The sequence below is a fragment of the Pseudomonas faucium genome, from assembly GCF_021602585.1.
GTDB lineage: Bacteria > Pseudomonadota > Gammaproteobacteria > Pseudomonadales > Pseudomonadaceae > Aquipseudomonas > Aquipseudomonas faucium.
In genome coordinates, this window is record NZ_BQIP01000008.1 from 166,182 (window position 1) to 189,252 (window position 23,071).

Annotated in this window: 19 protein-coding genes; 14 read left to right on the plus strand and 5 right to left on the minus strand. The window is 65.9% G+C overall.

All coding sequences use genetic code 11. The annotated features are described in order from the left end of the window. Positions 1-19 precede the first annotated feature (19 nt). Positions 20-1,021, minus strand: coding sequence for a type I glyceraldehyde-3-phosphate dehydrogenase (gene gap, locus L6D75_RS11935; RefSeq protein WP_176514659.1), 1,002 nt, complete (start codon positions 1,019-1,021; stop codon positions 20-22). Positions 1,022-1,285: 264 nt separating this feature from the next. Between gap and edd the strand changes: the two genes are divergently transcribed. From edd to L6D75_RS11990, 11 genes are all read left to right on the plus strand, one after another. Then, positions 1,286-3,112 (plus strand): phosphogluconate dehydratase, encoded by a 1,827-nt coding sequence (gene edd, locus L6D75_RS11940; protein WP_176514661.1) that lies wholly within the window; start codon positions 1,286-1,288, stop codon positions 3,110-3,112. Then, on the plus strand, positions 3,109-4,068 hold the full coding sequence (locus L6D75_RS11945; protein WP_176514663.1) for a glucokinase: 960 nt from the start codon (positions 3,109-3,111) through the stop codon (positions 4,066-4,068). Before edd ends, L6D75_RS11945 begins: the two co-directional genes overlap by 4 nt. 160 nt (positions 4,069-4,228) lie before the next feature. Further along, positions 4,229-4,954, plus strand: a complete 726-nt coding sequence (gene gltR, locus L6D75_RS11950; protein ID WP_176514665.1) for a two-component system response regulator GltR — start codon at positions 4,229-4,231, stop codon at positions 4,952-4,954. Then, complete coding sequence (locus L6D75_RS11955; RefSeq protein ID WP_176514667.1) at positions 4,935-6,389, plus strand: ATP-binding protein; 1,455 nt, start codon at positions 4,935-4,937, stop codon at positions 6,387-6,389. The genes gltR and L6D75_RS11955 overlap by 20 nt, the downstream gene beginning before the upstream one ends. Before the next feature lie 182 nt (positions 6,390-6,571). Continuing rightward, entirely contained in the window at positions 6,572-7,795 is a 1,224-nt protein-coding gene (locus tag L6D75_RS11960) for a D-mannose isomerase (RefSeq protein ID WP_236193544.1), read from the plus strand. A gap of 103 nt (positions 7,796-7,898) precedes the next feature. Then, the gene (locus L6D75_RS11965) at positions 7,899-9,185 is read left to right on the plus strand and encodes an ABC transporter substrate-binding protein (RefSeq protein ID WP_176514671.1); all 1,287 of its coding nucleotides are present in this window, start codon (positions 7,899-7,901) and stop codon (positions 9,183-9,185) included. Positions 9,186-9,319: 134 nt separating this feature from the next. Then, positions 9,320-10,228 carry a carbohydrate ABC transporter permease gene (locus L6D75_RS11970; RefSeq protein ID WP_176514673.1) on the plus strand — a complete coding sequence of 303 codons (909 nt, stop codon included), beginning with the start codon at positions 9,320-9,322 and terminating at the stop codon, positions 10,226-10,228. Continuing rightward, a complete protein-coding gene (locus L6D75_RS11975; RefSeq protein WP_176514674.1) occupies positions 10,221-11,060 on the plus strand; it encodes a carbohydrate ABC transporter permease in 840 nt (279 codons plus the stop codon). Before L6D75_RS11970 ends, L6D75_RS11975 begins: the two co-directional genes overlap by 8 nt. Positions 11,061-11,063: 3 nt before the next feature. Next, positions 11,064-12,218 (plus strand): ABC transporter ATP-binding protein, encoded by a 1,155-nt coding sequence (locus L6D75_RS11980; RefSeq protein ID WP_176514675.1) that lies wholly within the window; start codon positions 11,064-11,066, stop codon positions 12,216-12,218. 41 nt (positions 12,219-12,259) lie between these two features. After that, complete coding sequence (locus L6D75_RS11985) at positions 12,260-13,603, plus strand: carbohydrate porin (protein WP_176514676.1); 1,344 nt, start codon at positions 12,260-12,262, stop codon at positions 13,601-13,603. 116 nt (positions 13,604-13,719) lie between these two features. Continuing rightward, on the plus strand, positions 13,720-14,574 hold the full coding sequence (locus L6D75_RS11990; RefSeq protein ID WP_176514677.1) for a D-hexose-6-phosphate mutarotase: 855 nt from the start codon (positions 13,720-13,722) through the stop codon (positions 14,572-14,574). Here L6D75_RS11990 and hexR read toward each other — a convergent pair. After that, positions 14,567-15,430 carry a DNA-binding transcriptional regulator HexR gene (gene hexR / locus L6D75_RS11995; protein ID WP_176514750.1) on the minus strand — a complete coding sequence of 288 codons (864 nt, stop codon included), beginning with the start codon at positions 15,428-15,430 and terminating at the stop codon, positions 14,567-14,569. The genes L6D75_RS11990 and hexR overlap by 8 nt on opposite strands. Before the next feature lie 211 nt (positions 15,431-15,641). Between hexR and zwf the strand changes: the two genes are divergently transcribed. From zwf to L6D75_RS12010, 3 genes are read left to right on the plus strand one after another with little or no spacing between them, the layout of a single operon-like run. Next, a complete protein-coding gene (gene zwf, locus L6D75_RS12000) occupies positions 15,642-17,111 on the plus strand; it encodes a glucose-6-phosphate dehydrogenase (protein ID WP_176514678.1) in 1,470 nt (489 codons plus the stop codon). Next, on the plus strand, positions 17,098-17,811 hold the full coding sequence (gene pgl / locus L6D75_RS12005) for a 6-phosphogluconolactonase (RefSeq protein WP_176514679.1): 714 nt from the start codon (positions 17,098-17,100) through the stop codon (positions 17,809-17,811). The genes zwf and pgl overlap by 14 nt, the downstream gene beginning before the upstream one ends. Before the next feature lie 17 nt (positions 17,812-17,828). After that, entirely contained in the window at positions 17,829-18,503 is a 675-nt protein-coding gene (locus L6D75_RS12010; protein WP_176514680.1) for a bifunctional 4-hydroxy-2-oxoglutarate aldolase/2-dehydro-3-deoxy-phosphogluconate aldolase, read from the plus strand. A gap of 224 nt (positions 18,504-18,727) precedes the next feature. On the opposite strand, the gene leuA is transcribed toward L6D75_RS12010, so the two are convergent. The 3 genes from leuA to xseA form a co-directional block, all read right to left on the minus strand. After that, positions 18,728-20,401, minus strand: coding sequence for a 2-isopropylmalate synthase (gene leuA, locus L6D75_RS12015; RefSeq protein WP_176514682.1), 1,674 nt, complete (start codon positions 20,399-20,401; stop codon positions 18,728-18,730). A 362-nt stretch (positions 20,402-20,763) separates the two neighbouring features. After that, complete coding sequence (locus tag L6D75_RS12020) at positions 20,764-21,591, minus strand: peptidoglycan DD-metalloendopeptidase family protein (RefSeq protein WP_176514684.1); 828 nt, start codon at positions 21,589-21,591, stop codon at positions 20,764-20,766. Positions 21,592-21,594: 3 nt separating this feature from the next. Further along, positions 21,595-22,974 (minus strand): exodeoxyribonuclease VII large subunit, encoded by a 1,380-nt coding sequence (gene xseA / locus L6D75_RS12025; RefSeq protein ID WP_176514686.1) that lies wholly within the window; start codon positions 22,972-22,974, stop codon positions 21,595-21,597. Positions 22,975-23,071: the final 97 nt, after the last annotated feature.

Sequence of the window (23,071 nt, forward strand, 5' to 3'; positions counted from 1 at the left end):
CAACCTGGCCGACGCGGTATCAGCGGGCGCTGCACAGCGCCAGGCAGTTATCCAGCATGCGGTTGGAGAACCCCCACTCGTTGTCGTACCAGGCCAGCACCTTGAGCATCCGCCCGTTGGCGCGGGTGTGGTTGGCATCGAAGATCGACGACAACGGGTTGTGGTTGAAGTCGCACGACACCAGCGGCAAGGCGTTGTAACCGAGCACCTTGGAGTGCAGGCTGGCCTCCTGGAACAATTGGTTGACCTGCTCGGCGGTGGCCTCGCGCTTGAGGTTGACGGTGAGGTCGACCAGCGACACGTTGATCACCGGCACCCGCACCGCCATGCCGGTGAGCTTGCCGGCCAGCTCCGGCAGCACCAGGCCCACGGCCTCGGCGGCGCCGGTCTTGCTCGGGATCATCGACTGGGTGGCGGAGCGGGCCCGGTAGGGGTCGCTGTGGTAGACGTCGGTCAGCACCTGGTCGTTGGTGTAGGCATGGATGGTGGTCATCAGCCCTTGCTCGATGCCGAACTCGCGGTGCAGCACCTGGGCGATCGGTGCCAGGCAGTTGGTGGTGCAGGAGGCGCTGGAAATGACCTGGTGCGAAGCACGCAGCACGTCATGGTTGACCCCATACACCACCGTGGCGTCGGCGCCCTTGGCCGGCGCCGAGACGATCACCTTGCCAGCCCCCGCAGCCAGGTGCGCGGCCGCCTTGGCGCGGTCGGTGAACAAGCCGGTGCATTCGAACACCACATCGATCGCCTCGGCCTTCCAGGGCAGTTCGGCCGGGTTGCGGATGGCGCTCACGGCAATGCGATCGCCGTTCACCGTCAGGCTTTCATGATCGGCCTCGACTGATGCAGCGAAAATGCCGTGCACGCTGTCGAACTTGAGCAGGTGGGCGTTCATCGCGCTGTCGCCCAGGTCATTGATGGCGACGACCTGCAGGTCCTGGCGGTAGCCTTGGGTATACAGTGCGCGCAGGATGTTGCGCCCGATGCGGCCGAATCCGTTGATGGCGATGCGTAGGGTCATGGCAGTACCTCTGGCAGTCGGAGTGAAACCTGTGGCACAAAGTAGCTTCACTGAAACGGTTTTGTTGTTGGAATTACAAGATTATTCACTGAGCGATAGAAAACAAGCCTTTTTGCTGGCAGTATTTTGTTTAAATATACAACGAGCGGTCGGGTGAGCCGCCTCCGTCGATGCACCAGGCCCTTAACCTTGAGCCTAGGTCGCAATCGTTTGGAGGGGAAATGCCCGCTAAGCCGCCCTAATCGTTAGCCTGGAGTCCAGTACATGCACCCGCGCATCCTTGAGGTCACCCAGCGGCTGATCGAACGCAGCCGTGCCACCCGTGAACGCTACCTGCAGCTGATTCGCGGCGCGGCCAGTGACGGACCCATGCGGGCCAGCCTGCAATGCGCCAACTTCGCCCACGGCGTGGCCGGGTGTGGCGCCGACGACAAGCAGAGCCTGCGGCTGATGAACGCGGCCAACGTGGCCATCGTCTCGGCCTACAACGACATGCTCTCGGCCCACCAGCCCTACCTGCACTTCCCCGAACAGATCAAACAGGCGCTGCGCGAGGTCGGTTCGGTCGGCCAGTTCGCCGGCGGCGTGCCGGCCATGTGCGATGGCGTGACCCAGGGCGAGCCCGGCATGGAGCTGGCCATCGCCAGCCGCGAAGTGATCGCCATGTCCACCGCCGTGGCGCTGTCGCACAACATGTTCGATGCCGCGCTGATGCTCGGCATCTGCGACAAGATCGTCCCCGGGCTGATGATGGGCGCCCTGCGCTTCGGCCACCTGCCGACCCTCTTCGTGCCCGGCGGGCCGATGGTGTCGGGCATCTCCAACAAGCAGAAGGCCGATGTGCGCCAGCGCTATGCCGAGGGCAAGGCCAGCCGCGAGGAGCTGCTGGAGTCGGAGATGAAGTCCTACCACAGCCCCGGCACCTGCACCTTCTATGGCACTGCCAACACCAACCAGCTGGTGATGGAAGTGATGGGCCTGCACTTGCCCGGCGCCTCGTTCGTCAACCCATATACCCCCTTGCGCGATGCCCTCACCGCCGAGGCCGCGCAGCAGGTCACGCGCCTGACCAAGGCCAGCGGCAGCTTCATGCCCCTGGGCGAGATCGTCGATGAGAAGGCGCTGGTCAACTCGATCGTGGCCTTGCACGCCACCGGCGGCTCGACCAACCACACCCTGCACATCCCGGCGATTGCCCAGGCCGCTGGCATCCAGCTCACCTGGCAGGACATGGCCGACCTCTCCGAGGTGGTGCCGACCCTGTCCCACGTCTACCCCAACGGCAAGGCCGACATCAACCACTTCCAGGCGGCAGGCGGCATGGCCTTCCTGATCCGCGAGCTGCTCGATGCCGGGCTGCTGCACGAAGACGTCAACACCGTGGCAGGCCACGGCCTGCGCCGCTACACCCAGGAGCCGTTCCTCGACAACGGCAAGCTGGTGTGGCGCGAAGGCCCGCTGCAGAGCCTGGACGAGAGCATCCTGCGCCCGGTGTCGCGGCCATTCTCGGCCGAAGGCGGCCTGCGGGTGATGGAAGGCAACCTCGGCCGTGGCGTGATGAAAGTGTCTGCCGTAGCCGCCGAGCACCAGGTGGTGCAAGCGCCGGCGCGCATCTTCCACGACCAGCAATCGCTGGCCGATGCGTTCAAGGCCGGCGAGCTTGAGCGCGACTTCGTTGCCGTGGTGCGCTTCCAGGGGCCGCGTTGCAACGGCATGCCCGAGCTGCACAAGCTGACGCCATTCCTCGGCGTGCTGCAGGACCGCGGCTACAAGGTGGCCCTGGTGACCGACGGGCGCATGTCCGGTGCCTCGGGCAAGATCCCGGCAGCCATCCACGTGTGCCCCGAAGCCTTCGACGGTGGCCCGCTGGCGCGGGTACGCGACGGCGATATCGTGCGCGTCGATGGTGTCGAAGGTACGCTGCAGGTGATGGTCTCGGCCGATGAGCTGGCCAGCCGCGACCTGCCGGCGCCGCCCCAGGGCAACGACCTGGGTTGTGGCCGCGAGCTGTTCGGCTTCATGCGCATGGCGTTCAGCCCGGCAGAGCAGGGTGCCAGCGCCTTCACCTCGGCCCTGGAGAACCTCAAATGAAGGACTTGCTGGTTGGCGACATCGGTGGCACCAACGCCCGTTTTGCCTTGTGGCGTGGCAACCAGCTGCATGAGGTGAAGGTATTCGCCACGGCGGACTACACGAGCCCCGAGCAGGCCATCGAGGCTTACCTGGACGACCAGGGCATTGCCCGCGGTGGCTTGTCGGCGGTGTGCCTGGCGGTCGCCGGGCCGGTCGATGGCGATGAGTTTCGCTTTACCAACAGCCACTGGCGGCTGAGCCGCAGCGCCTTTTGCAAGACCTTGCAGGTCGAGCAGCTGCTGCTGATCAACGATTTCTCGGCCATGGCCCTGGGCATGACCCGCCTGCAGCCGGGCGAATTTCGCGAAGTGTGCCCCGGCCAGGCCGACCCCGTGCGGCCGGCGCTGGTGATCGGCCCGGGCACCGGGCTTGGCGTCGGCAGCCTGCTGCGCCTGGGCGAGCAACGCTGGCAGGCCTTGCCGGGCGAGGGCGGGCATGTCGACCTGCCGGTGGGCAATGCCCGCGAGGCGGCGATCCATCAGCAGATTCACCAACAGATCGGGCATGTCAGCGCCGAGACGGTGCTCAGCGGCGGCGGCCTGGTGCGCCTGTACCAGGCCCTGTGTGCGCTGGACGGTGATACCCCGCGGCACAAGACCCCGGCGCAGATTACCGATGCGGCCTTGAACGGCGAGCCACGGGCGTTGGCGGTGGTCGAGCAGTTCTGCCGCTTCCTCGGCCGGGTGGCCGGCAACAATGTGCTGACGCTGGGCGCGCGGGGTGGGGTCTATATTGTTGGCGGGGTGATCCCGCGCTTTGCCGAGCTGTTCCTGCGCAGTGGCTTTGCTGCAAGCTTTGCCGACAAGGGCTGCATGAGCGGCTACTTTGCCGGCGTGCCGGTGTGGCTGGTGACGGCGGAGTTTTCCGGGTTGCTGGGGGCTGGGGTGGCGTTGCAGCAGGCGTTGGATCATTGAGAGGGGGCCGCTTTGCGGCCCTTTCGCGACACAAGGCCGCTCCTACAGGGGATCGCGGTCGCTTGTAGGAGCGGCCTTGTGTCGCGAAAGGGCTGCAAAGCAGCCCCAATGCACAGCAGGCAACCAAGACCTGTGACAACAACAAAAGGGGCGGGACACCTTGAGCACTGCCGGTAAATCGATCCTGATGGTCGACGACGACCAGGAAATTCGCGAGCTGCTGCAAACCTACCTGAGCCGCTGCGGCCTGCAGGTGCATGCCGAAGCCGACGGCCAGGGCTTTCGCCGGGCGCTGGAAAGCACCCCGTGCGACCTGGTCATCCTCGATGTGATGCTGCCCGACGAAGATGGCTTCAGCCTGTGCCGCTGGGTGCGCCAGCACCCGCGCTTGTCGCGGGTGCCGATCATCATGCTGACGGCCAGCTCCGACGAAGCCGACCGCGTCATCGGCCTGGAACTGGGCGCCGACGACTACCTGGGCAAACCGTTCAGCCCACGCGAACTGCAGGCGCGGATCAAGGCCCTGCTGCGCCGCGCAGAGTTCGGCCAGGCCGCGCCGGCCAGCGCCGTGCTGGCCTTCGACGACTGGCGCCTGGACACGGTCAGCCACCGGCTGTTCCACCGTGATGGTGAAGAGGTGATCCTCTCGGGCGCCGACTTCGCCCTGCTCAAGCTGTTTCTCGACCACCCGCAGCAGATCCTCGACCGCGACACCATCGGCAACGCCACCCGTGGCCGCGAGCCGATGCCGCTGGACCGCATCGTCGACATGGCGGTCAGCCGCCTGCGCCAACGCCTGCGTGATACCGCCAAACCCCCTCGGCTGATCCGCACCGTGCGCGGCAGTGGCTACCTCCTGGCGGCGCATGTCTGCTGCGCGAGCTGAGCGGCGCTGGCGCCTGCTGCCGCGCTCGCTGCTGGGGCGCATGCTGCTGCTGACCCTGCTGGTGGTGTTGCTGGCCCAGGGCCTGTCCAGCGTGATCTGGGTTTCCCAATTGCGCGCCAGCCAGTTGCAGGGCTTGCGCGCCAGCGCCAGCAGCCTGGCCCATTCCATGAGTGCCAGCGTCAGCTACTTCCGCTCCTTGCCGGTGGCGTATCGGCCCATGGTCCTGGACCAGTTGCGCAGCATGGGCGGCACGCGCTTTTTCGTCTCGCTCAACGACAAGCCGCTGGACATGCCGGTATTGCCCATCACGCCGCGCAAGCAGGCGGTCATCGAGGTGTTCGAGCAGGTGCTGCGCGAGCGCCTGGGCGCGCAGATGGACATCTCGGTGGAGTTCGTCGCCCCCGATGACCTGCGCATCTTCAACAGCGGCCTGAAGCTCGACGAATTGCCGCGCTCCTGGGCGCACTATTCGCTGACCCTGGAGCCGCTCAACCCGCCGGTGCTGGTCACCCAGATCCGCCTGGGCGAGGGCGAGTGGCTGTACATCGCCTCGTTGCTGCCCGCGCCCTATACCAGCCTCGAGGCCGAGCGCCTGCCGCGCCAGCAGCTCGGGTTCATCGTGCTGACCACCGCCTTGCTGCTGCTGTTCATCGGCCTGCTGGTGCATTGGCAGAGCTGGCCGCTCAAGCGCCTGGCCCGGGCTGCGCGGGAGCTGTCGCTGGGCGCCGAGGTGGCGCCGGTGGCCGAAGGCGGTGGCAGCGAGGTGGTCGAGGTAGCGCGTGCGTTCAACAGCATGCGCGAGCGCATCAGCCGCTACCTCACCGAACGCTCGCAACTGTTCAGCGCGATTTCCCATGACCTGCGCACGCCGATCACGCGCTTGCGGCTGCGCGTGGAGCTGCTGGAGGACGAACGCCTGCAGGCCAAGTTCAGCCAGGACCTGGACGAGCTGGAGCTGCTGGTCAAAGGCGCGCTGCAGTGCGTGAAGGACACCGACATCCACGAGAACATCGAGCCGATCGACCTCAACCAGGTGCTGGACATCCTCGCCGAGCCTTACCTGGGCGACGGCCGCATCACGGTCGAGGGCAAGGCCCTGACGCCGTACCCAGGCAAGCCGCTGGCGGTGCGGCGCTGCATCGGCAACCTGATCGATAACGCCATCAAGTATGGCGAGCGCGCCCGCCTGCGCATCATCGACAGCGCCGATGCCTTCGTGCTGCAGGTCGATGACCAGGGGCCGGGGGTGCCGCAGCAGCGCCTGGAGCAGGTATTCGAGCCGCACTTTCGGCTGGCCGGGCAGCAGCAGGGGTACGGGCTGGGCCTGGGCATCGCGCGCAACATCGCCCACAGCCATGGCGGCGAGGTGAGCTTGCTGAACTTGCGCGAGGGTGGGTTGCGGGTGACCTTGTGCCTGCCGCGAGGGGTTGATTGAAGCTGCTGGCCCCATCACCGGCAAGCCGGCTCCCACAAACAGCCCGCACTCTGTGGGAGCCGGCTTGCCGGCGATAGGGCCACAAATGTCACCACTCGGTGACACACCCCCCCGCCTTCGTGACATTCCCGTCTGGATGGCTGGCTAGACTTTGCACACCTCTGGCATGGATGAAGCCGTACATGGTCCCCCTGGATTTCCCCACCGAGCCCTGGCTCCAGGCTGAAGGCCAGCGCCTGCTGGCATTCGCCAAGGGCTCGCGGGTGCCCCTGGGTTTTGCCGGCCTCGGCTGCCACGGCGAGCTGCCAGCGGCGGCCACTGCCCAAACCCTCATCACCAGCCGCATGACCCACAGCTTCGCCCTGGCCCACCTGCGCGGCGAGCCCGCTTGCCTGGCCCTGGTCGAGCATGGCGTGGCGGCCTTGCATGGGCCGCTGCACGATGCCCGCCACGGCGGCTGGTTCGCCACCCCGTTCGGGGCGGGCGACCCGCGCAAGGCGGCCTACCTGCACGCCTTCGTCGCCCTGGCCGCCAGCTCCGCCGTGGTCGCCCGCGCCGATGGCGCGCAAGGGTTGCTGGCAGATGCGATCCGGGTCATCGAGGCGCATTTCTGGAGCGAAGAGGAGGGCGCGCTGCGCGAGTCGTTCGCGGCTGACTGGCAACAGCCCGAGGCCTACCGCGGCGCCAACAGCAACATGCACGCCACCGAGGCCTTCCTGGCCCTGGCCGATGTCACTGGCGACAGCCGCTGGCTGGAGCGCGCCCTGCGCATCGCCGAGCGGATCATCCAGTGCCACGCCGCCGACAACGATTACCGCGTCATCGAGCATTTCGACGCGCACTGGCAGCCCTTGCCCGACTACAACCGCGACCGCCCAGCCGACCCCTTCCGCCCCTATGGCACCACCCCAGGCCACGCCTTCGAATGGGCGCGCCTGCTGCTGCACCTGGAAGCGGCGCGGCGCCTGGCCGGGCTGCCTTCGCCGCAGTGGCTGCTGAGCAGTGCCCGCGGCCTGTTCGACAGCGCATGCCGGCTGGCGTGGAACGTCGATGGCGGGCAAGGCCTGGTCTACACCCTGGGCTGGGACAATCAGCCACGGGTGCGCGAGCGCCTGCACTGGGTGCATGCCGAAGCCTGCGCTGCGGCTGCAGCCCTGCTGCGGCGCACTGGCGAGCAACCCTACGCAGTCTGGTACCAGCGCTTCTGGCAGTTCATCGATCGCCACTTCATCGACCGCAGCGCCGGCAGTTGGCATCACCAGCTCGACCCTGCAAACCAGCCCGCCGCCACCCTCTGGGCTGGCAAACCGGACCTCTACCATGCCTACCAGGCCGTGCTGCTGCCCGGTGTGGCGCTGGCGCCCAGCCTGGCTTCGGCCTTGGCGCGCAATGTAACCAGACGATGACATTCACGCATCGCTTCGTTACCAGACGCTGCGAGCACCCTGTTTAGACTCCATGCCATGCAAGCGAAAGACTTGCCCGCATAACAACAAGAAAGGTACTCCGATGAATTCCACGCTCCGTCTCGCTGCCGCGATCTCCCTTGCCTCCGTCTTCCCGCTCAGTGCCCTGGCTGCCGACTCCAAAGGCAGTGTCGAGGTGGTGCACTGGTGGACCTCCGGCGGTGAAAAGGCCGCCGTCGATGTGCTGAAGAAGCAGGTCGAGGGCGATGGCTTCACCTGGAAGGACGGCGCGGTCGCCGGTGGCGGCGGCGCCACCGCGATGACCGTGCTCAAGAGCCGCGCAGTGGCCGGCAACCCGCCGGGCGTTGCGCAGATCAAGGGCCCGGACATTCAGGACTGGGCAGCCACTGGCCTGCTCGACAGCGATGTGCTCAAGGATGTGGCCAAGGAAGAAAAGTGGGACACGCTGCTCGACAAGAAGGTCGCCGACACCGTGAAGTACGAGGGTGACTACGTCGCCGTGCCGGTGAACATCCACCGCATCAACTGGCTGTGGATCAACCCTGAAGTGTTCAAGAAGGCCGGCATCGACAAGGCGCCGACCACCCTCGACGAATTCTATGCCGCCGCCGACAAGCTCAAGGCCGCCGGTTTCATCCCGCTCGCCCACGGTGGCCAGCCGTGGCAGGACAGCACCGTGTTCGAAAGCGTGGTGCTCTCGGTGATGGGCGTGGACGGCTACAAGAAAGCCCTGGTCGAGCTCGACGACGCGACGCTCAAAGGGCCGCAGATGGTCAAGTCGCTGACCGAGCTGAAGAAGGTCGCCACCTACATGGACCCGGACGGCAAGGGCCAGGATTGGAACCTGGAAGCGGCCAAGGTCATCAACGGCAAGGCCGGCATGCAGATCATGGGCGACTGGGCCAAAAGCGAGTGGACGCTGGCCAAGAAGGACGCCGGCAAGGACTACCAGTGCGTGGCCTTCCCCGGTACCGATCAGGCCTTCCTCTACAACATCGACTCGCTGGTGGTGTTCAAGCAGAACGACAAGGGCACTGCAGCGGGCCAGCAGGACATCGCGCGCAAGGTGCTGGGCCAGGACTTCCAGAAAGTCTTCAGCACCAACAAGGGCTCGATCCCGGTGCGCAACGACATGCTCGCCGACATGGGCAAGTACGGTTTCGACGCCTGCGCCCAGACCTCCGCCAAGGACTTCCTGGCCGATGCCAGGAATGGCGGCCTGCAGCCGAGCATGGCGCACAACATGGCCACCACCCTGGCCGTGCAGGGCGCGTTCTTCGATGTGGTGACCAACTACATCAACGACCCCAAGGCTGACCCGGCCGAGGCGGCCAAGCAGCTGGCGGCGGCGGTCAAGGCGGCCAAGTGAAGCGCTGACGGCCTCATCGCCGGCAAGCCGGCTCCCACAGCTACCCCATCGGCTTCCTTGTGGGAGCCGGCTTGCCGGCGATGAGGCCAGTACCGACAACCCAAAGGGTCGCCCAGGCCCCAGGTATTCACTCCATGACCACAGCTACCGCCCGCCTGCGGGCCTCCCCCCTGGACGCGCTGCAGCGCTGGCTACCGAAACTGGTGCTGGCGCCGAGCATGTTCATCGTCCTGGTGGGCTTCTACGGCTACATCCTGTGGACCTTCGTCCTCTCCTTCACCACCTCGACCTTCCTGCCCACCTACAAGTGGGCGGGCCTGGCGCAATACGCCCGGCTGTTCGACAACGACCGCTGGTGGGTGGCGAGCAAGAACCTGCTGCTGTTCGGCGGCCTGTTCATCGCCATCAGCCTGGCCATCGGCGTGCTGCTGGCGGTGCTGCTCGACCAGCGCATCCGCCGCGAAGGCTTCATCCGCACGATCTACCTCTACCCCATGGCGCTGTCGATGATCGTCACCGGTACCGCCTGGAAGTGGCTGCTCAACCCCGGCATGGGCCTGGACAAGCTGTTGCGCGACTGGGGCTGGGAGGGCTTTCGCCTGGACTGGCTGATCGACCCCGACCGGGTGGTGTACTGCCTGGTGATCGCGGCCGTGTGGCAGGCCTCGGGCTTCATCATGGCGATGTTCCTCGCCGGCCTGCGCGGGGTCGACCCTTCGATCATCCGCGCCGCACAGATCGACGGCGCAAGCCTGCCGCGCATCTACTGGAAGGTGGTGCTGCCCAGCCTGCGGCCGGTGTTCTTCAGCTCGCTGATGATCCTCTCGCACATTGCCATCAAGAGTTTCGACCTGGTGGCGGCAATGACCGCAGGGGGCCCGGGGTACTCCTCCGACCTGCCGGCGATGTTCATGTACTCGTTCACCTTCAGCCGCGGCCAGATGGGCATGGGCTCGGCCAGCGCCATCCTCATGCTCGGGGCGATCCTGGCGATCCTCGTGCCTTACCTGTACTCGGAGCTGCGGAGCAAACGCCATGCATAGCCCTGCTGCAAGAATCAGCCTGAGCCGCATCGCCATCTACGCCGTGCTGCTGGCGGCGGTGCTGCTGTACCTGGTGCCGCTGGTGGTGATGCTGCTGACCAGCTTCAAGACCCCGGAAGACATCAGCAGCGGCAACCTGTTGAGCTGGCCGGCGGTGTTCACCGGCATCGGCTGGGCCAAGGCCTGGGACACGGTCAGCGGCTACTTCTGGAACTCGATCATGATCACCGTGCCGGCGGTGCTGATTTCCACTGCCATCGGCGCGCTGAACGGCTACGTGCTGTCGATGTGGCGTTTTCGCGGTTCGCAGCTGTTCTTCGGGCTGCTGCTGTTCGGCTGCTTCCTGCCGTTCCAGACCGTGCTGCTGCCGGCCTCGTTCACCCTCGGCAAGCTGGGCCTGGCCAGCACCACCGAAGGCCTGGTGCTGGTGCACGTGGTCTACGGCCTGGCATTCACCACGCTGTTCTTTCGCAACTTCTACGTCAGCGTGCCTGAGGCGCTGGTCAAGGCGGCGCGCCTGGATGGCGCGGGGTTCTTCACCATCTTCCGGCGCATCATCCTGCCGATGTCGACCCCGATCATCATGGTCTGCCTGATCTGGCAGTTCACCCAGATCTGGAACGACTTCCTGTTCGGCGTGGTGTTTTCCAGTGGCGACTCGCAACCGATCACCGTGGCCCTGAACAACCTGGTCAACACCAGCACCGGGGCCAAGGAATACAACGTCGACATGGCGGCGGCGATGATCGCCGGCCTGCCAACCCTGCTGGTCTACGTGGTGGCAGGCAAGTATTTCGTGCGCGGCCTCACCGCCGGCGCCGTCAAGGGGTAAGACATGGCAACGCTTGAACTTCGCAATGTGAACAAGACTTACGGCAGCGGCCTGCCGGACACCCTCAAGGACATCCAGCTGTCGATCAAGGACGGCGAGTTCCTGATCCTGGTCGGCCCGTCGGGCTGCGGCAAATCGACCCTGATGAACTGCATCGCCGGGCTTGAGAACATCACCGGCGGCGCGATTTTGATCGACGAGCAGGACGTCAGCGGCATGAGCCCCAAGGATCGCGACATCGCCATGGTGTTCCAGTCCTACGCGCTGTACCCGACCATGAGCGTGCGCGAGAACATCGAGTTCGGCCTGAAGATCCGCAAACTGCCGCAGGCGGCGATCGACGAGGAAGTGGCGCGGGTGGCCAAGCTGCTGCAGATCGAGCACCTGCTGGCGCGCAAGCCGGCGCAGCTTTCCGGTGGCCAGCAGCAGCGGGTGGCCATGGGCCGGGCGCTGGCGCGGCGGCCGAAGATCTACCTGTTCGACGAACCGCTGTCGAACCTCGACGCCAAGCTGCGGGTCGAGATGCGCACCGAAATGAAGCTGATGCACCAGCGCCTGAAGACCACCACGGTGTACGTCACCCACGACCAGATCGAGGCGATGACCCTGGGCGACAAGGTGGCGGTGATGAAGGACGGCATCATCCAGCAGTTCGGCACCCCGCAGCAGATCTACAACGACCCGGCCAACCAGTTCGTCGCAAGCTTCATCGGCTCGCCGCCGATGAACTTCATTCCGGTGCGCCTGAGCAAGCAGGACGGGCGCCTGCTGGCGCTGCTCGACAGCGGCCAGGCCCGTTGCGAGCTGCCGCTGGGGGTGGCCGGCGAAGGGCTGGAGGGCCGGGAAATCATCCTCGGCATCCGCCCGGAGCAGATCACCCTGGGCACGGGGGAGGGCAATGGCCTGCCGGGCATTCGCGCCGAGGTGCAGGTTACCGAGCCCACCGGGCCGGACTTGCTGGTGTTCGTCACCCTCAACCAGACCAAGGTCTGCTGCCGCCTGGCGCCGGATGTGGCGTGCCGGGTCGGTGACAGCCTGCACCTGCAGTTCGACCCGGCGCGGGTGCTGCTGTTCGACGCCGCCAGCGGCGAACGCCTGGGCCTGGGCAATGGCAACGCGGCAGTGAAGGACAACGTGGCTCACTTCAAGAGCCGTTGAATCGTCTACACCATCAATAAGAAAAAAGAGGACGCAAAGGGATGGAACAGCGCAATCGCATCAGGACCTTGGGCTCGTTGGCGTTGCTCGCTGCGGTCGGCAGCAGCGGCGTGCAGGCGGCCGAGGCCTTTTCCAGCGAGTCGAAATGGATGACCGGCGACTGGGGCGGCACTCGCACCGAACTGCTGGAAAAGGGCTACGACTTCACCCTCGACTATGTAGGAGAAGTGGCCGGTAACCTCAATGGCGGCTACAACGACGACAAGACCGCCCGCTACAGCGACCAGTTCGCCCTTGGCGCGCACCTGGACCTGCAGAAGATCCTCGGGTGGCACGATGCCGAGTTCAAGCTGGCGATCACCGAGCGCAGCGGGCGCAACCTGTCCAACGACCGCATCAGCGACCCGCGTGCCGGGCAGTTCAGCTCGGTGCAGGAGGTGTGGGGCCGCGGCCAGACCTGGCGGCTGACGCAGATGTGGGTCAAGCAGAAGTACTTCGACGGCGCGCTGGACGTGAAATTCGGCCGCTTCGGCGAGGGCGAAGACTTCAACAGCTTCCCCTGCGACTTCCAGAACCTGGCCTTCTGCGGCTCGCAGGTGGGCAACTGGGTGGGCGGCATCTGGTACAACTGGCCGGTCAGCCAATGGGCGCTGCGGGTCAAGTACAACATCACGCCAGAGTTTTTCGTCCAGGTTGGCGCGTTCGAGCAGAACCCCTCGAACCTGGAAACCGGCAATGGCTTCAAGCTCAGCGGCAGCGGCACCAAGGGCGCGATCCTGCCGGTGGAAATGGTCTGGTCGCCCAAGGTCAACGACCTGCCGGGCGAATACCGCCTGGGTTACTACTACAGCACGGCCAAGGCCGATGACGTGTATGACGATGTCAACGGCAACCCACAGGCGCTGAGCGGCGCAGACTTCAAGTCGCATTCGAGCAAGCACGGCTGGTGGGTGGTGGCGCAGCAGCAGGTCACGGCCCATGGCGGCGACGTCAACCGCGGCCTGAGCCTGTTCGCCAACTTCACCGTGCACGACAAGGCCACCAACGTGGTCGACAACTACCAGCAGGTCGGCCTGGTGTACAAGGGCGCATTCGATGCCCGGCCCAAGGACGATATCGGCTTCGGCGTGGCGCGCATTCACGTCAACGACGACGTGAAGAAACGGGCCGAGCTGCTCAATGCCCAGAGCGGTATCGACGACTACGACAACCCAGGCTTCGTGCCGCTGCAACGCACCGAATACAACGCCGAGCTCTACTACGGCTTCCACGTCACCAACTGGCTCACCGTGCGGCCCAACCTGCAGTACATCAAGAGCCCGGGCGGGGTCGACGAGGTGGACAACGCGCTGGTCGCCGGGCTGAAGATTCAGTCGTCTTTCTAAGCCGATTTGTTGTAAATTTACGCCAATCCAATTCGGCTCCCGGCATCCACTGGCTTGCAGTGGTTGTCGGGGATAGGCCGAGACAGCGCTATCTCAAACAACAAGAGCTTGGAACCATGCCCGAACATCCGCTACATCGCTTCTTTGCCTCGCAACGGCCCAGGCCGACGTTCGAGTGGGAGCGTTACCAGCAGCGCGATGTGCTGATCATCGATCACCCCCGTTGCCAGGCGGTGTTCAGCCGCCAGGGCGCGCAACTGCTGCACTTTCAGCCTGCCGGAGAGCGGCCCTGGCTGTGGTGCGCCGAGCAGTGGCCGCAGGTGGGGGCGATCCGCGGGGGCGTGCCGGTGTGCTGGCCCTGGTATGGCCGCCACCCCAGCGAAGATTTGTGGCCGGCCCATGGCTGGGCCCGGCTGCTGGACTGGAAGCTGGTGGACAGCCGCGAGGGCGAGGAGGGCGTGACGCTGAAATGGCGCCTGGACCTGTGCGACTGGCAGGTCGACCTGCAGGCCCGGCTGGGCAGCCGCATGGAGCTGAGCCTGAGCACCGAGCACCAGGACAGCGAACCGTGCCAGCTGAGCCATGCGCTGCTGGCCTATTGGCGTATCAGTGACGTTGCCGAGATAGCGCTGTCTGGGCTGGAAGACATCGAAGGCTACGACCGCCTCAACCGCCAGGCCTGCCGCGAGGGTGGCGCCTTGAAGCTCAAGGGCGGCTGCCAGAAGGTCTACCCGGGCACGCCACGGGTGCAGCTGCAGGACCCGGCCTGGCAGCGCGAGCTGTGCATCGACACCGGCGACAGCGACGACACGGTGGTCTGGCACCCCGGTAACCGCCCGTTGATGGGCGTGAGCGGGCGCGAGAGCCAGGGCTTCGTCTGCGTCGAGGCGGCCAGCGGCAGCGGCGAGGGCCTGAGCCTGGCGCCGGGGCAGCGCGCCCATTTGCGGCTGCAGGCGCACCGGCTCAGTTGAGTTCGTCGTCCTCGATCGGGTAGCGGCTGGCGTTGAGGCTTTCCTTGATCTTGCGCAGGTGCGGCTGGAAGTCCACGCCACGGCGCAGGGTCATACCGGTGGCCAGCACGTCGAGCACGGTGAGCTGGATGATCCGCGAGGTCATCGGCATGTAGATGTCGGTGTCTTCGGGCAGCGGAATATGCAGGCTCAGGCTGCAGGCCTGGGCCAGCGGCGAGCCGGCGGCGGTGAGGCCGAGCACCGAGGCGCCGTTTTCCCGCGCCAGGCGCGCCACCTCGACCAGTTCGCGGGTGCGCCCGGTGTAGGAGATGATCACGAACAGGTCGCCGGTGTGGGCCACCGAGGCCAGCATGCGCTGCATCAGCACGTCGGCGTGGGCCGACACCGCCAGGTTGAAGCGGAAGAACTTGTGCTGGGCATCCAGGGCCACCGGCGCCGAAGCGCCGAGGCCGAAGAAGTGGATCTGCCGGGCCTGGATCATCATGTCCACGGCGCGGCTGACCTGCTGCGGGTCGAGTTGCTGGCAGGCGGCGTCGAGCGAGGCGATGGCGCTGCCGAAGATTTTCTGGGTGTAGGCCGCCGGGTCATCGTCGGCTTCCACCGCACGGCTGACGTAGGCCGCGCCGCTGGCCAGGCTCTGCGCCAGTTGCAGCTTGAGCTCCGGGTAGCCGTTGACGCCGAACGAGCGGCAGAAGCGGTTGACGGTCGGCTCGCTGACCTTGGCCGCCTGGGCCAGCGCGGCAATGCTGAAGCGGGTGGCTTGTTGCGGGTTGAGCAGGATGACTTCGGCGACTTTGCGTTCGGCCTTGTTCAGCTCGTCGAGGCGTCCCTGGATCTGCTCCAGGAGGTTTCGCACGCGGTCCATGGGGATGTCCTTGGGTCGGGAAGACAGCCGGCTGACGGAGCAGCAGGCTTTTTGCAGGGTCATGTATCGTACTGTTGGTGCGGGTGGCGCACCACTTGTCTGTAACCTTTGTGTGTAATGTTGTGGTTTTTACTACATTTTTCCTTGAAAACCGTATGTGAAAGCGGTATTCCTAGACCAACTTTAGGAAAGAACCAACATCATGGCTGCGATCAGTGTCGAACCTTGCACCTTTGCCCTGTTTGGCGCCCTGGGCGACCTGGCATTGCGCAAGCTGTTTCCTGCGCTCTACCAGCTCGACCGCGCCCACCTGCTGCACGCCGATACCCGCCTGCTGGCCCTGGCCCGCGAGGCCGGCAGTGCCCAGGAGCATCTGGCTACCATCGAAACCCACCTGCGCCGGCACGTCGCCGACGCCGACCTGGAGCCTGCGGCGCTGGAGCGTTTTCTCGCCCGCCTGCGTTACCAGCACCTGGACTTCCTGCAGCCAGAGGGCTACCAGGCCCTGGCCGAGCAGGCTCCCGGCGAGCAGCCGCTGATCGCCTACTTCGCCACTGCCGCCGCGGTGTATGGCGCGATCTGTGAAAACCTCGACAAGGCGGGCCTCGCCGCACGCACCCGGGTGGTGCTGGAAAAGCCCATCGGCCACGACCTGGAGTCGTCCCGCCGGGTCAACGATGCGGTGGCGCGCTTCTTCCCGGAAAGCCGGGTGTACCGCATCGACCACTACCTGGGCAAAGAGACGGTGCAGAACCTGATCGCCCTGCGCTTTGCCAACAGCCTGTTCGAAACCCAGTGGAACCAGAATTCGATTTCCCACGTGGAGATCACCGTGGCCGAAAAGGTCGGCATCGAAGGCCGCTGGGGTTACTTCGACAAGGCCGGGCAACTGCGCGACATGATCCAGAATCACCTGCTGCAGCTGCTGTGCCTGATCGCCATGGACCCGCCCAGCGACCTCTCGGCCGACAGCATCCGCGACGAGAAGGTCAAGGTGCTCAAGGCGCTGGCGCCGATCACCGGCGACGGCCTGAGCACCCGCGTGGTGCGCGGCCAGTACATCGCCGGCTACAGCGACGGCAAGGCGGTGCCCGGCTACCTCGAGGAAGACAACGCCAACGCCCAGAGCGACACCGAAACCTTCGTCGCCCTGCGCGCCGACATCCGCAACTGGCGCTGGTCGGGCGTGCCGTTCTACCTGCGCACCGGCAAGCGCATGCCGCAGAAACTCTCGCAGATCGTCATCCACTTCAAGGAAACGCCGCACTACATCTTCGCCCCCGAGCAGCGCCTGCAGATCGGCAACAAGCTGATCATCCGCCTGCAGCCGGACGAGGGCATTTCCTTGCGGGTGATGACCAAGGAGCAGGGCCTGGACAAGGGCATGCAGCTGCGCAGTGGGCCGCTGCAACTGAATTTTTCCGACACCTGGCGTACTGCGCGGATTCCGGATGCCTACGAGCGCTTGTTGCTCGAAGTGATGCGTGGCAACCAGAACCTGTTCGTGCGCAAGGATGAGATCGAGTACGCCTGGAAGTGGTGCGACCAGCTCATCGCCGGCTGGCGCAACGCGGGCGATGCCCCCAAGCCGTATGCGGCGGGGACCTGGGGGCCAATGAGTTCGATTGCATTGATCACACGTGATGGGAGGGCGTGGTATGGGGATATCTGAGCTGAAACTGCCGGCAAGCGTGAAGGCGCATGCACTGGCTGACGCCAAGGCGCTATCGACGACCCTGGCGCGTGATGTGGCCGAGCGCCTGCGCGCGGCGATCAGTGCCAAGGGCCAGGCGTGCCTGGTGCTGTCGGGCGGCCGTAGCCCGGTGCCGTTTCTCGAACAGCTGGCTACCGAGGTGCTGGACTGGCCGAAGGTGACCGTTAGCCTGGCCGACGAGCGCTGGGTGCCGGTGGAACACGCCGACAGCAACGCCGGCCTGCTGGCCCGCCACCTGTTCAAGGGGGCGGCGGCCAAGGCGCGTTTCCTTGGCCTTTACCGCCAGGCCGAGAGCCTCGATGCAGCCGCGCTGGGCGCCGACCAGGCGCTGGCCGCGCTGCCAGCCATCGATGTGCTGGTGTTGGGCATGGGCGACGATGGCCATACCGCGTCGCTGTTCCCCAACAGCCCCCACCTGGCCGAGGGCCTGGCGCGCGACAGCCAGCGCCGCTGCCTGGCGATGCTGGCGCCGAGCGTGCCGCACCAGCGCCTGTCGATGACCCGTTCGCTGCTGGCCAGCGCTGGCTTCATCGCGCTGTCCGTGCAAGGCCCGGGCAAACTCGCTACCCTGCGCGCCGCGCTGGCGGGCAACGACACTACCGAAATGCCGATTCGCGCCTTTCTTCACGACCCCCTGGACATCTACTGGTGCCCATGAGCCAAGGATCCACTGTCATGACCACCCTTGAACGCCCACAGCCCAAGCTCTCGATGGCCGAGAAAGCTGCCCGGATCGATGCGATCTGCGGCGCGGCGCGCATTCTGCCGGTAATCACCATCGCCCGTGAGCAAGACATCCTGCCGCTGGCCGACGCCCTGGCTGCCGGCGGCATCCGCACCCTGGAAGTGACCTTGCGCTCCCAGCATGGCCTGAAGGCCATCCAGGTGCTGCGCGAGCAGCGCCCGGAGTTGTGCGTAGGCGCCGGTACCGTGCTCGATCGCAGCATGTTCGCGGCGGTTGAAGCGGCTGGCGCGCAGTTCGTCGTCACCCCGGGCATCACCCCGGACATTCTCGAAGCGGGCGTGGACAGCGAGATCCCGCTGCTGCCTGGCATCAGCACGCCGTCGGAAATCATGATGGGGTATGCCCTGGGCTACCGCCGCTTCAAGCTGTTCCCCGCGGAAATCAGCGGTGGCGTGGCGGCGATCAAGGCCTTTGCCGGCCCGTTTGGGGATATCCGCTTCTGCCCGACGGGCGGGGTGAACCCTGCCAATGTGCGCAACTACATGGCCTTGCCCAATGTGATGTGCGTGGGCGGGACCTGGATGCTCGACAGCAGCTGGATCAAGAACGGCGAGTGGGCGCGGATCGAGGCGTGCAGCGCCGAGGCCATGGCGCTGCTGGACTGAAAGCGAATTCGTTGTGTGCTTTACGGCTTATGGGGCGCTTGGTCGGCGCCCCTTTTTTTTGCCTGCAGGTTTTGTGTGGGTTGCGCTGGCCCTATCGCCGGCAAGCCGGCTCCCACAGAAGCTGCGGGGGGACTTGTGGAAGCCGGCTTGCCGGCGATGGGGCCGGTACAGGCAATAAAAAAGCCCGCATCCAGGATGCGGGCTCTTGAGCACCAACCGGCAGCTTACGCCGCCTTGGCCTCTTGCTGGCTCAGCGAGCGGTTCAGCGCACTGAACAGTGCCTTGAAGCTGGCGGTGGTGATGTTCTCATCGATACCCACGCCGTGCACCGGACGGCCACCGGCCACGCGCAGTTCGATGTAGGCCGCCGCCTTGGCGTTGGTGCCGGCACCGATGGCGTGCTCGTTGTAGTCCATGATCTCCACGGCAACCGGCAGGCCGGCCACCAGGGCTTCCAGGGCGCCATTGCCCTTGCCGCGCCAGTGCAGGGTGGTTTCGCCTTCGCCGGCGACTTCCACTTCCACGGCGCTGTGGCCGTTTTCTTCCTGCAGGCGGTGGCTGACCAGGGCATACGGGCTGTTGGCCTGGAGGTATTCCTTGTGCAGCAGGCTGTAGATCTGCTGGGCGGTCATTTCCAGGCCCAGGCGGTCGGTTTCACCCTGCACCACCTGGCTGAACTCGATCTGCATGCGGCGCGGCAGGCTGATGCCGTATTCCTGTTCGAGCAGGTAGGTGATACCGCCCTTGCCGGACTGGCTGTTGACGCGGATCACCGCCTCGTAGCTGCGGCCGATGTCGGCCGGGTCGATCGGCAGGTACGGCACTTCCCACAGCTCGCCTTCCTGCTGCTTGGCGAAGCCCTTGCGGATGGCATCCTGGTGCGAGCCGGAGAAGGCGGTGTGGACCAGATCGCCGACATAAGGGTGACGCGGGTGCACCGGCAGCTGGTTGCACTCTTCGACCACCTTGCGCACGCCGTCGATGTCGGAGAAGTCCAGGCCAGGGTCGATGCCCTGGGTGTAGAGGTTCAGCGCCAGAGTCACCAGGTCGACGTTGCCGGTGCGCTCGCCGTTGCCGAACAGGCAGCCTTCGGCGCGGTCGGCGCCGGCCATCAGGCCCAGTTCGGTGGCGGCGATGCCGGTGCCACGGTCGTTGTGGCAGTGCAGGCTGATGATCACGCTGTCGCGGCGGCTGATGTTGCGGCAGAACCACTCGATCTGGTCGGCGTAGATGTTCGGCGTGGCGACTTCGACGGTGGCCGGCAGGTTGAGGATGAGCTTGTGCTCAGGGGTTGGGTTCCACACTTCGATGACGGCGTCGCAGACTTCCTTGGCGAACTCCAGCTCCGTGGCGCTGAAGGTCTCGGGCGAGTACTGGAAGGTCCACTGGGTTTCCGGCTGCTGGGCGGCGTATTTGACGAACAGCTTGGCCGCGTTCACCGCGATGTCCTTCACGCCTTGCTTGTCCTGGTTGAAGACGATGCGGCGGAACGACGGGCTGGTGGCGTTGTACAGGTGAACGATGGCCTTCTTGGCCCCGCGCAGCGATTCGAAGGTGCGCGCGATCAGGTCTTCACGGGCCTGGGTGAGCACCTGGATGGTGGTGTCGTCCGGGATGTGGCCGTCTTCGATCAGGGTGCGCACGAAGTCGAAGTCGGTTTGCGAAGCGGACGGGAACGAGGCTTCGATTTCCTTCACGCCAACCTGCACCAGGGTCTTCCAGAAGCGCAGCTTCTTCTCCGAGTCCATCGGCTCGATCAGCGACTGGTTGCCATCACGCAGGTCGGAGCTGCACCAGATCGGCGCTTCGGTGATGGTCTTCGACGGCCAGGTGCGGTCAGGCAGGTCGATGGTCGGGAAAGCGCGGTATTTCTTCGATGGGTCTTTGAGCATGGACATGGAAGCAATCCTTTTATGTGCGGCCGAGATCGGGCCTGCCGAGCGATAACGAGATGAGGAGGCGAGGCGACGCGATTCAGCCTGGTAGTCGGGCGCTGACCAGGCAGAGGCTGCGATGTTGTCGGAGCAGGATGAGGGTGCTGAAGGTTTTCATGCCTTCAACCCTAACCAGTGGGGTCAGGGATGGCAAGTGCTGGCAGAAAATTGAGAGAAATGCTTAAAAAAGGCCGGATGGCGAGATTTTATGGCTAAGAATCTTTTCGAGCTTTTAATGTGTTGCGCGGTATTTTTTGATCGCGCAAGCACCGTGTTGGCCTCATCGCCGGCAAGCCGGCTCCCACAAGGGCAGCGGCGCCGCGACCTCAGGGCTGGAACGCACCGATGAAGATCGCCGGGTCCACCCGCGCATCGTTCAGGCTGACGTTCCAGTGCATGTGCGGCCCGGTCGCGCGCCCGGTCGAGCCGACCCGGCCGACCACCTCGCCACGGCGCAACTGCTGGCCGACATTCACATCGATCTTCGACATGTGGCAGAACATGCTGATGAAGCCTTGCCCATGGTCGACGAACACCGTGCGGCCGTTGAAGAAGTAGTCACCCACCAGGATCACCTTGCCATTGGCCGGGGTCTTGATCGGCGTGCCCGCCGGCACCGCGAAGTCCAGCCCGGCATGCGGGTTGCGTTCCTCGCCATTGAAGAAGCGGCGCACGCCGAACTTGCTCGACAGCGGCCCGCTGACCGGCTTGTCCAGCACCAGGTTGCTCGGCAGGTTGGGGCTGAAGCTGCGGTAGGCCTTGATCTGCTCGGCCAGCTCGCGGTCGATGCGCTTGAGGTCGTCCGGGTTCGGGTTGACCTGGCGGGTGTTCTTCAAGGTGATGTGCTGCTCGGGGTACTTCTTGCTGCCAACCGTGAAGGGCAGGGTGCGCCCGCCCTGGGTCAGCACGGCGGTGCCGGGCTTCTGGGTCAGCGGAATGCCGACGATGGCCAGCCAGTTGTCCTGCTCCTTGACCACCAGCACCGGCTTGCCATCGAAGCGTGCGCCGGGCGCGGCGGCCGCCGGGCCGAGGTCGACCACGGCCACGCCACCGGGCACGGGCTTGTTCAGGGTGCGGGTGATGTAGCTGGCCTGGGCACCACTGGCCACCAGCAGGAGAGAAAGGGCGAGCAGGGGCGCGAACAGGCGAGGCATGTGTCAGTCCAGTAGAGAGAGGGTGACCGGGGTCAGGTGGTTGTCCTCGACCCGCACCTGCAGCTCGCCTTCGTTCAGGCGTGCGGTCAGGCGCTGGCCGTTGCGGGTCTGCTCGGCGCTGCGGATGGCCTGGCCGCGCTCGTCGAGCAGGATGCTGTAGCCGCGCGCCAGGGTGGCCAGCGGGCTGACCACCTGCAGCGTCTGCAGCTGCGCCTGGAAGCGCTGGCGGCGGTCCTTGAGCACCTCGCGCATGGCCCGTGGCAGGCGCTCGGCGAGGCTGTCCAGGCGCTGGCCGAGCAGCTTCAGGGTGCGCCCGGGGTGCTGCGCGGCCAGGCGCGTGTCGAGGCGCCCCAGGCGCTCGCGGCGCTGGTTGAGGTTGAGCAGGAAGGCCCGGCGCAGGCGCATGTCCAGGTCGTCCAGGCGCTGGGCCTGCTGGCGCAGGCGCTCGCCGGGGTGGCGCAGGCGCCGGGCCAGCGAATCCAGGCGCAGGCGGTCATGGGTCAGGCGGTTCTGCATGCGCAGCAGCAGGCGCCGTTGCAGGCCGTCCAGGCGCTGCTGCAGGCCACTGTTGTCGGGCGCCAGCAGCTCGGCGGCGGCCGACGGCGTGGGGGCGCGCACGTCGGCGACGAAGTCGCTGATCGACACGTCGGTTTCATGGCCCACGGCGCTGACGATCGGCGTCACGCAGGCGGCCACGGCGCGCGCCACGGCTTCTTCGTTGAAGCACCAGAGGTCTTCAAGCGAGCCGCCGCCGCGGGCCAGGATCAGCGCGTCGAAGCCCAGCCGGTCGGCCTGCTGCAACGCGCGCACGATCTGCTTGATCGCCTCGCGGCCCTGCACGGCGGTGGGGATCAGGTTCAGCTCGACCTGCGGTGCGCGGCGGGCGAACACGCTGATGATGTCGCGGATCACCGCGCCAGTGGGCGAGGTGATGATGCCGATGCGCCGTGGGTGGGCGGGCAGCGGCTGCTTGCGTTCGGCGCTGAACAGCCCCTCGGCTCCGAGCTTTTCCTTCAGTGCCTCGAAGGCCAGGCGCAGGGCGCCGTCACCGGCCGGTTCCACCGTGTCGAGGATCAGCTGGTAGTCGCCACGCCCTTCGAACAGCGAAACCTTGCCGCGCACCCGCACCGCCAGGCCATCGCGCAGGGCCTGGCGCACGCGCGTGGCGCTCTGGCGGAACAGCGCGCAGCGCACCTGGGCGCCGCTGTCCTTGAGGGTGAAGTACATGTGGCCGGAGGCCGGGCGGGCGAGGTTGGAAATCTCGCCTTCCACCCAGACGCTGCGGAACACGTCTTCCAGCAGCACGCGGGCGCGGCCGTTGAGCTGGCTGACGGTGAGGACCTCGCGGTCCAGGCCGAGTCGTTCGAAGGGGTCTTTGATCATGGCGGGCATCATAAAGGACATCAGGCCCGCTTGTCTGTCCCGGCCCTGTCGCCGGCAAGCCGGCTCCCACAAGGTCGGCGCTGATCCCTGTGGCGTC

Bases quoted from the DNA above. Each gene is read 5' to 3' on its own strand.
- gap (WP_176514659.1), bottom strand. From the start codon at position 1,021: ATGACCCTACGCATCGCCATCAACGGATTCGGCCGCATCGGGCGCAAC.
- edd (WP_176514661.1), top strand. From the start codon at position 1,286: ATGCACCCGCGCATCCTTGAGGTCACCCAGCGGCTGATCGAACGCAGC.
- L6D75_RS11945 (WP_176514663.1), top strand. From the start codon at position 3,109: ATGAAGGACTTGCTGGTTGGCGACATCGGTGGCACCAACGCCCGTTTT.
- L6D75_RS11955 (WP_176514667.1), top strand. From the start codon at position 4,935: ATGTCTGCTGCGCGAGCTGAGCGGCGCTGGCGCCTGCTGCCGCGCTCG.
- L6D75_RS11960 (WP_236193544.1), top strand. From the start codon at position 6,572: ATGGTCCCCCTGGATTTCCCCACCGAGCCCTGGCTCCAGGCTGAAGGC.
- L6D75_RS11965 (WP_176514671.1), top strand. From the start codon at position 7,899: ATGAATTCCACGCTCCGTCTCGCTGCCGCGATCTCCCTTGCCTCCGTC.
- L6D75_RS11970 (WP_176514673.1), top strand. From the start codon at position 9,320: ATGACCACAGCTACCGCCCGCCTGCGGGCCTCCCCCCTGGACGCGCTG.
- L6D75_RS11975 (WP_176514674.1), top strand. From the start codon at position 10,221: ATGCATAGCCCTGCTGCAAGAATCAGCCTGAGCCGCATCGCCATCTAC.
- L6D75_RS11980 (WP_176514675.1), top strand. From the start codon at position 11,064: ATGGCAACGCTTGAACTTCGCAATGTGAACAAGACTTACGGCAGCGGC.
- L6D75_RS11985 (WP_176514676.1), top strand. From the start codon at position 12,260: ATGGAACAGCGCAATCGCATCAGGACCTTGGGCTCGTTGGCGTTGCTC.
- L6D75_RS11990 (WP_176514677.1), top strand. From the start codon at position 13,720: ATGCCCGAACATCCGCTACATCGCTTCTTTGCCTCGCAACGGCCCAGG.
- zwf (WP_176514678.1), top strand. From the start codon at position 15,642: ATGGCTGCGATCAGTGTCGAACCTTGCACCTTTGCCCTGTTTGGCGCC.
- pgl (WP_176514679.1), top strand. From the start codon at position 17,098: ATGGGGATATCTGAGCTGAAACTGCCGGCAAGCGTGAAGGCGCATGCA.
- L6D75_RS12010 (WP_176514680.1), top strand. From the start codon at position 17,829: ATGACCACCCTTGAACGCCCACAGCCCAAGCTCTCGATGGCCGAGAAA.
- leuA (WP_176514682.1), bottom strand. From the start codon at position 20,401: ATGTCCATGCTCAAAGACCCATCGAAGAAATACCGCGCTTTCCCGACC.
- L6D75_RS12020 (WP_176514684.1), bottom strand. From the start codon at position 21,591: ATGCCTCGCCTGTTCGCGCCCCTGCTCGCCCTTTCTCTCCTGCTGGTG.
- xseA (WP_176514686.1), bottom strand. From the start codon at position 22,974: ATGATCAAAGACCCCTTCGAACGACTCGGCCTGGACCGCGAGGTCCTC.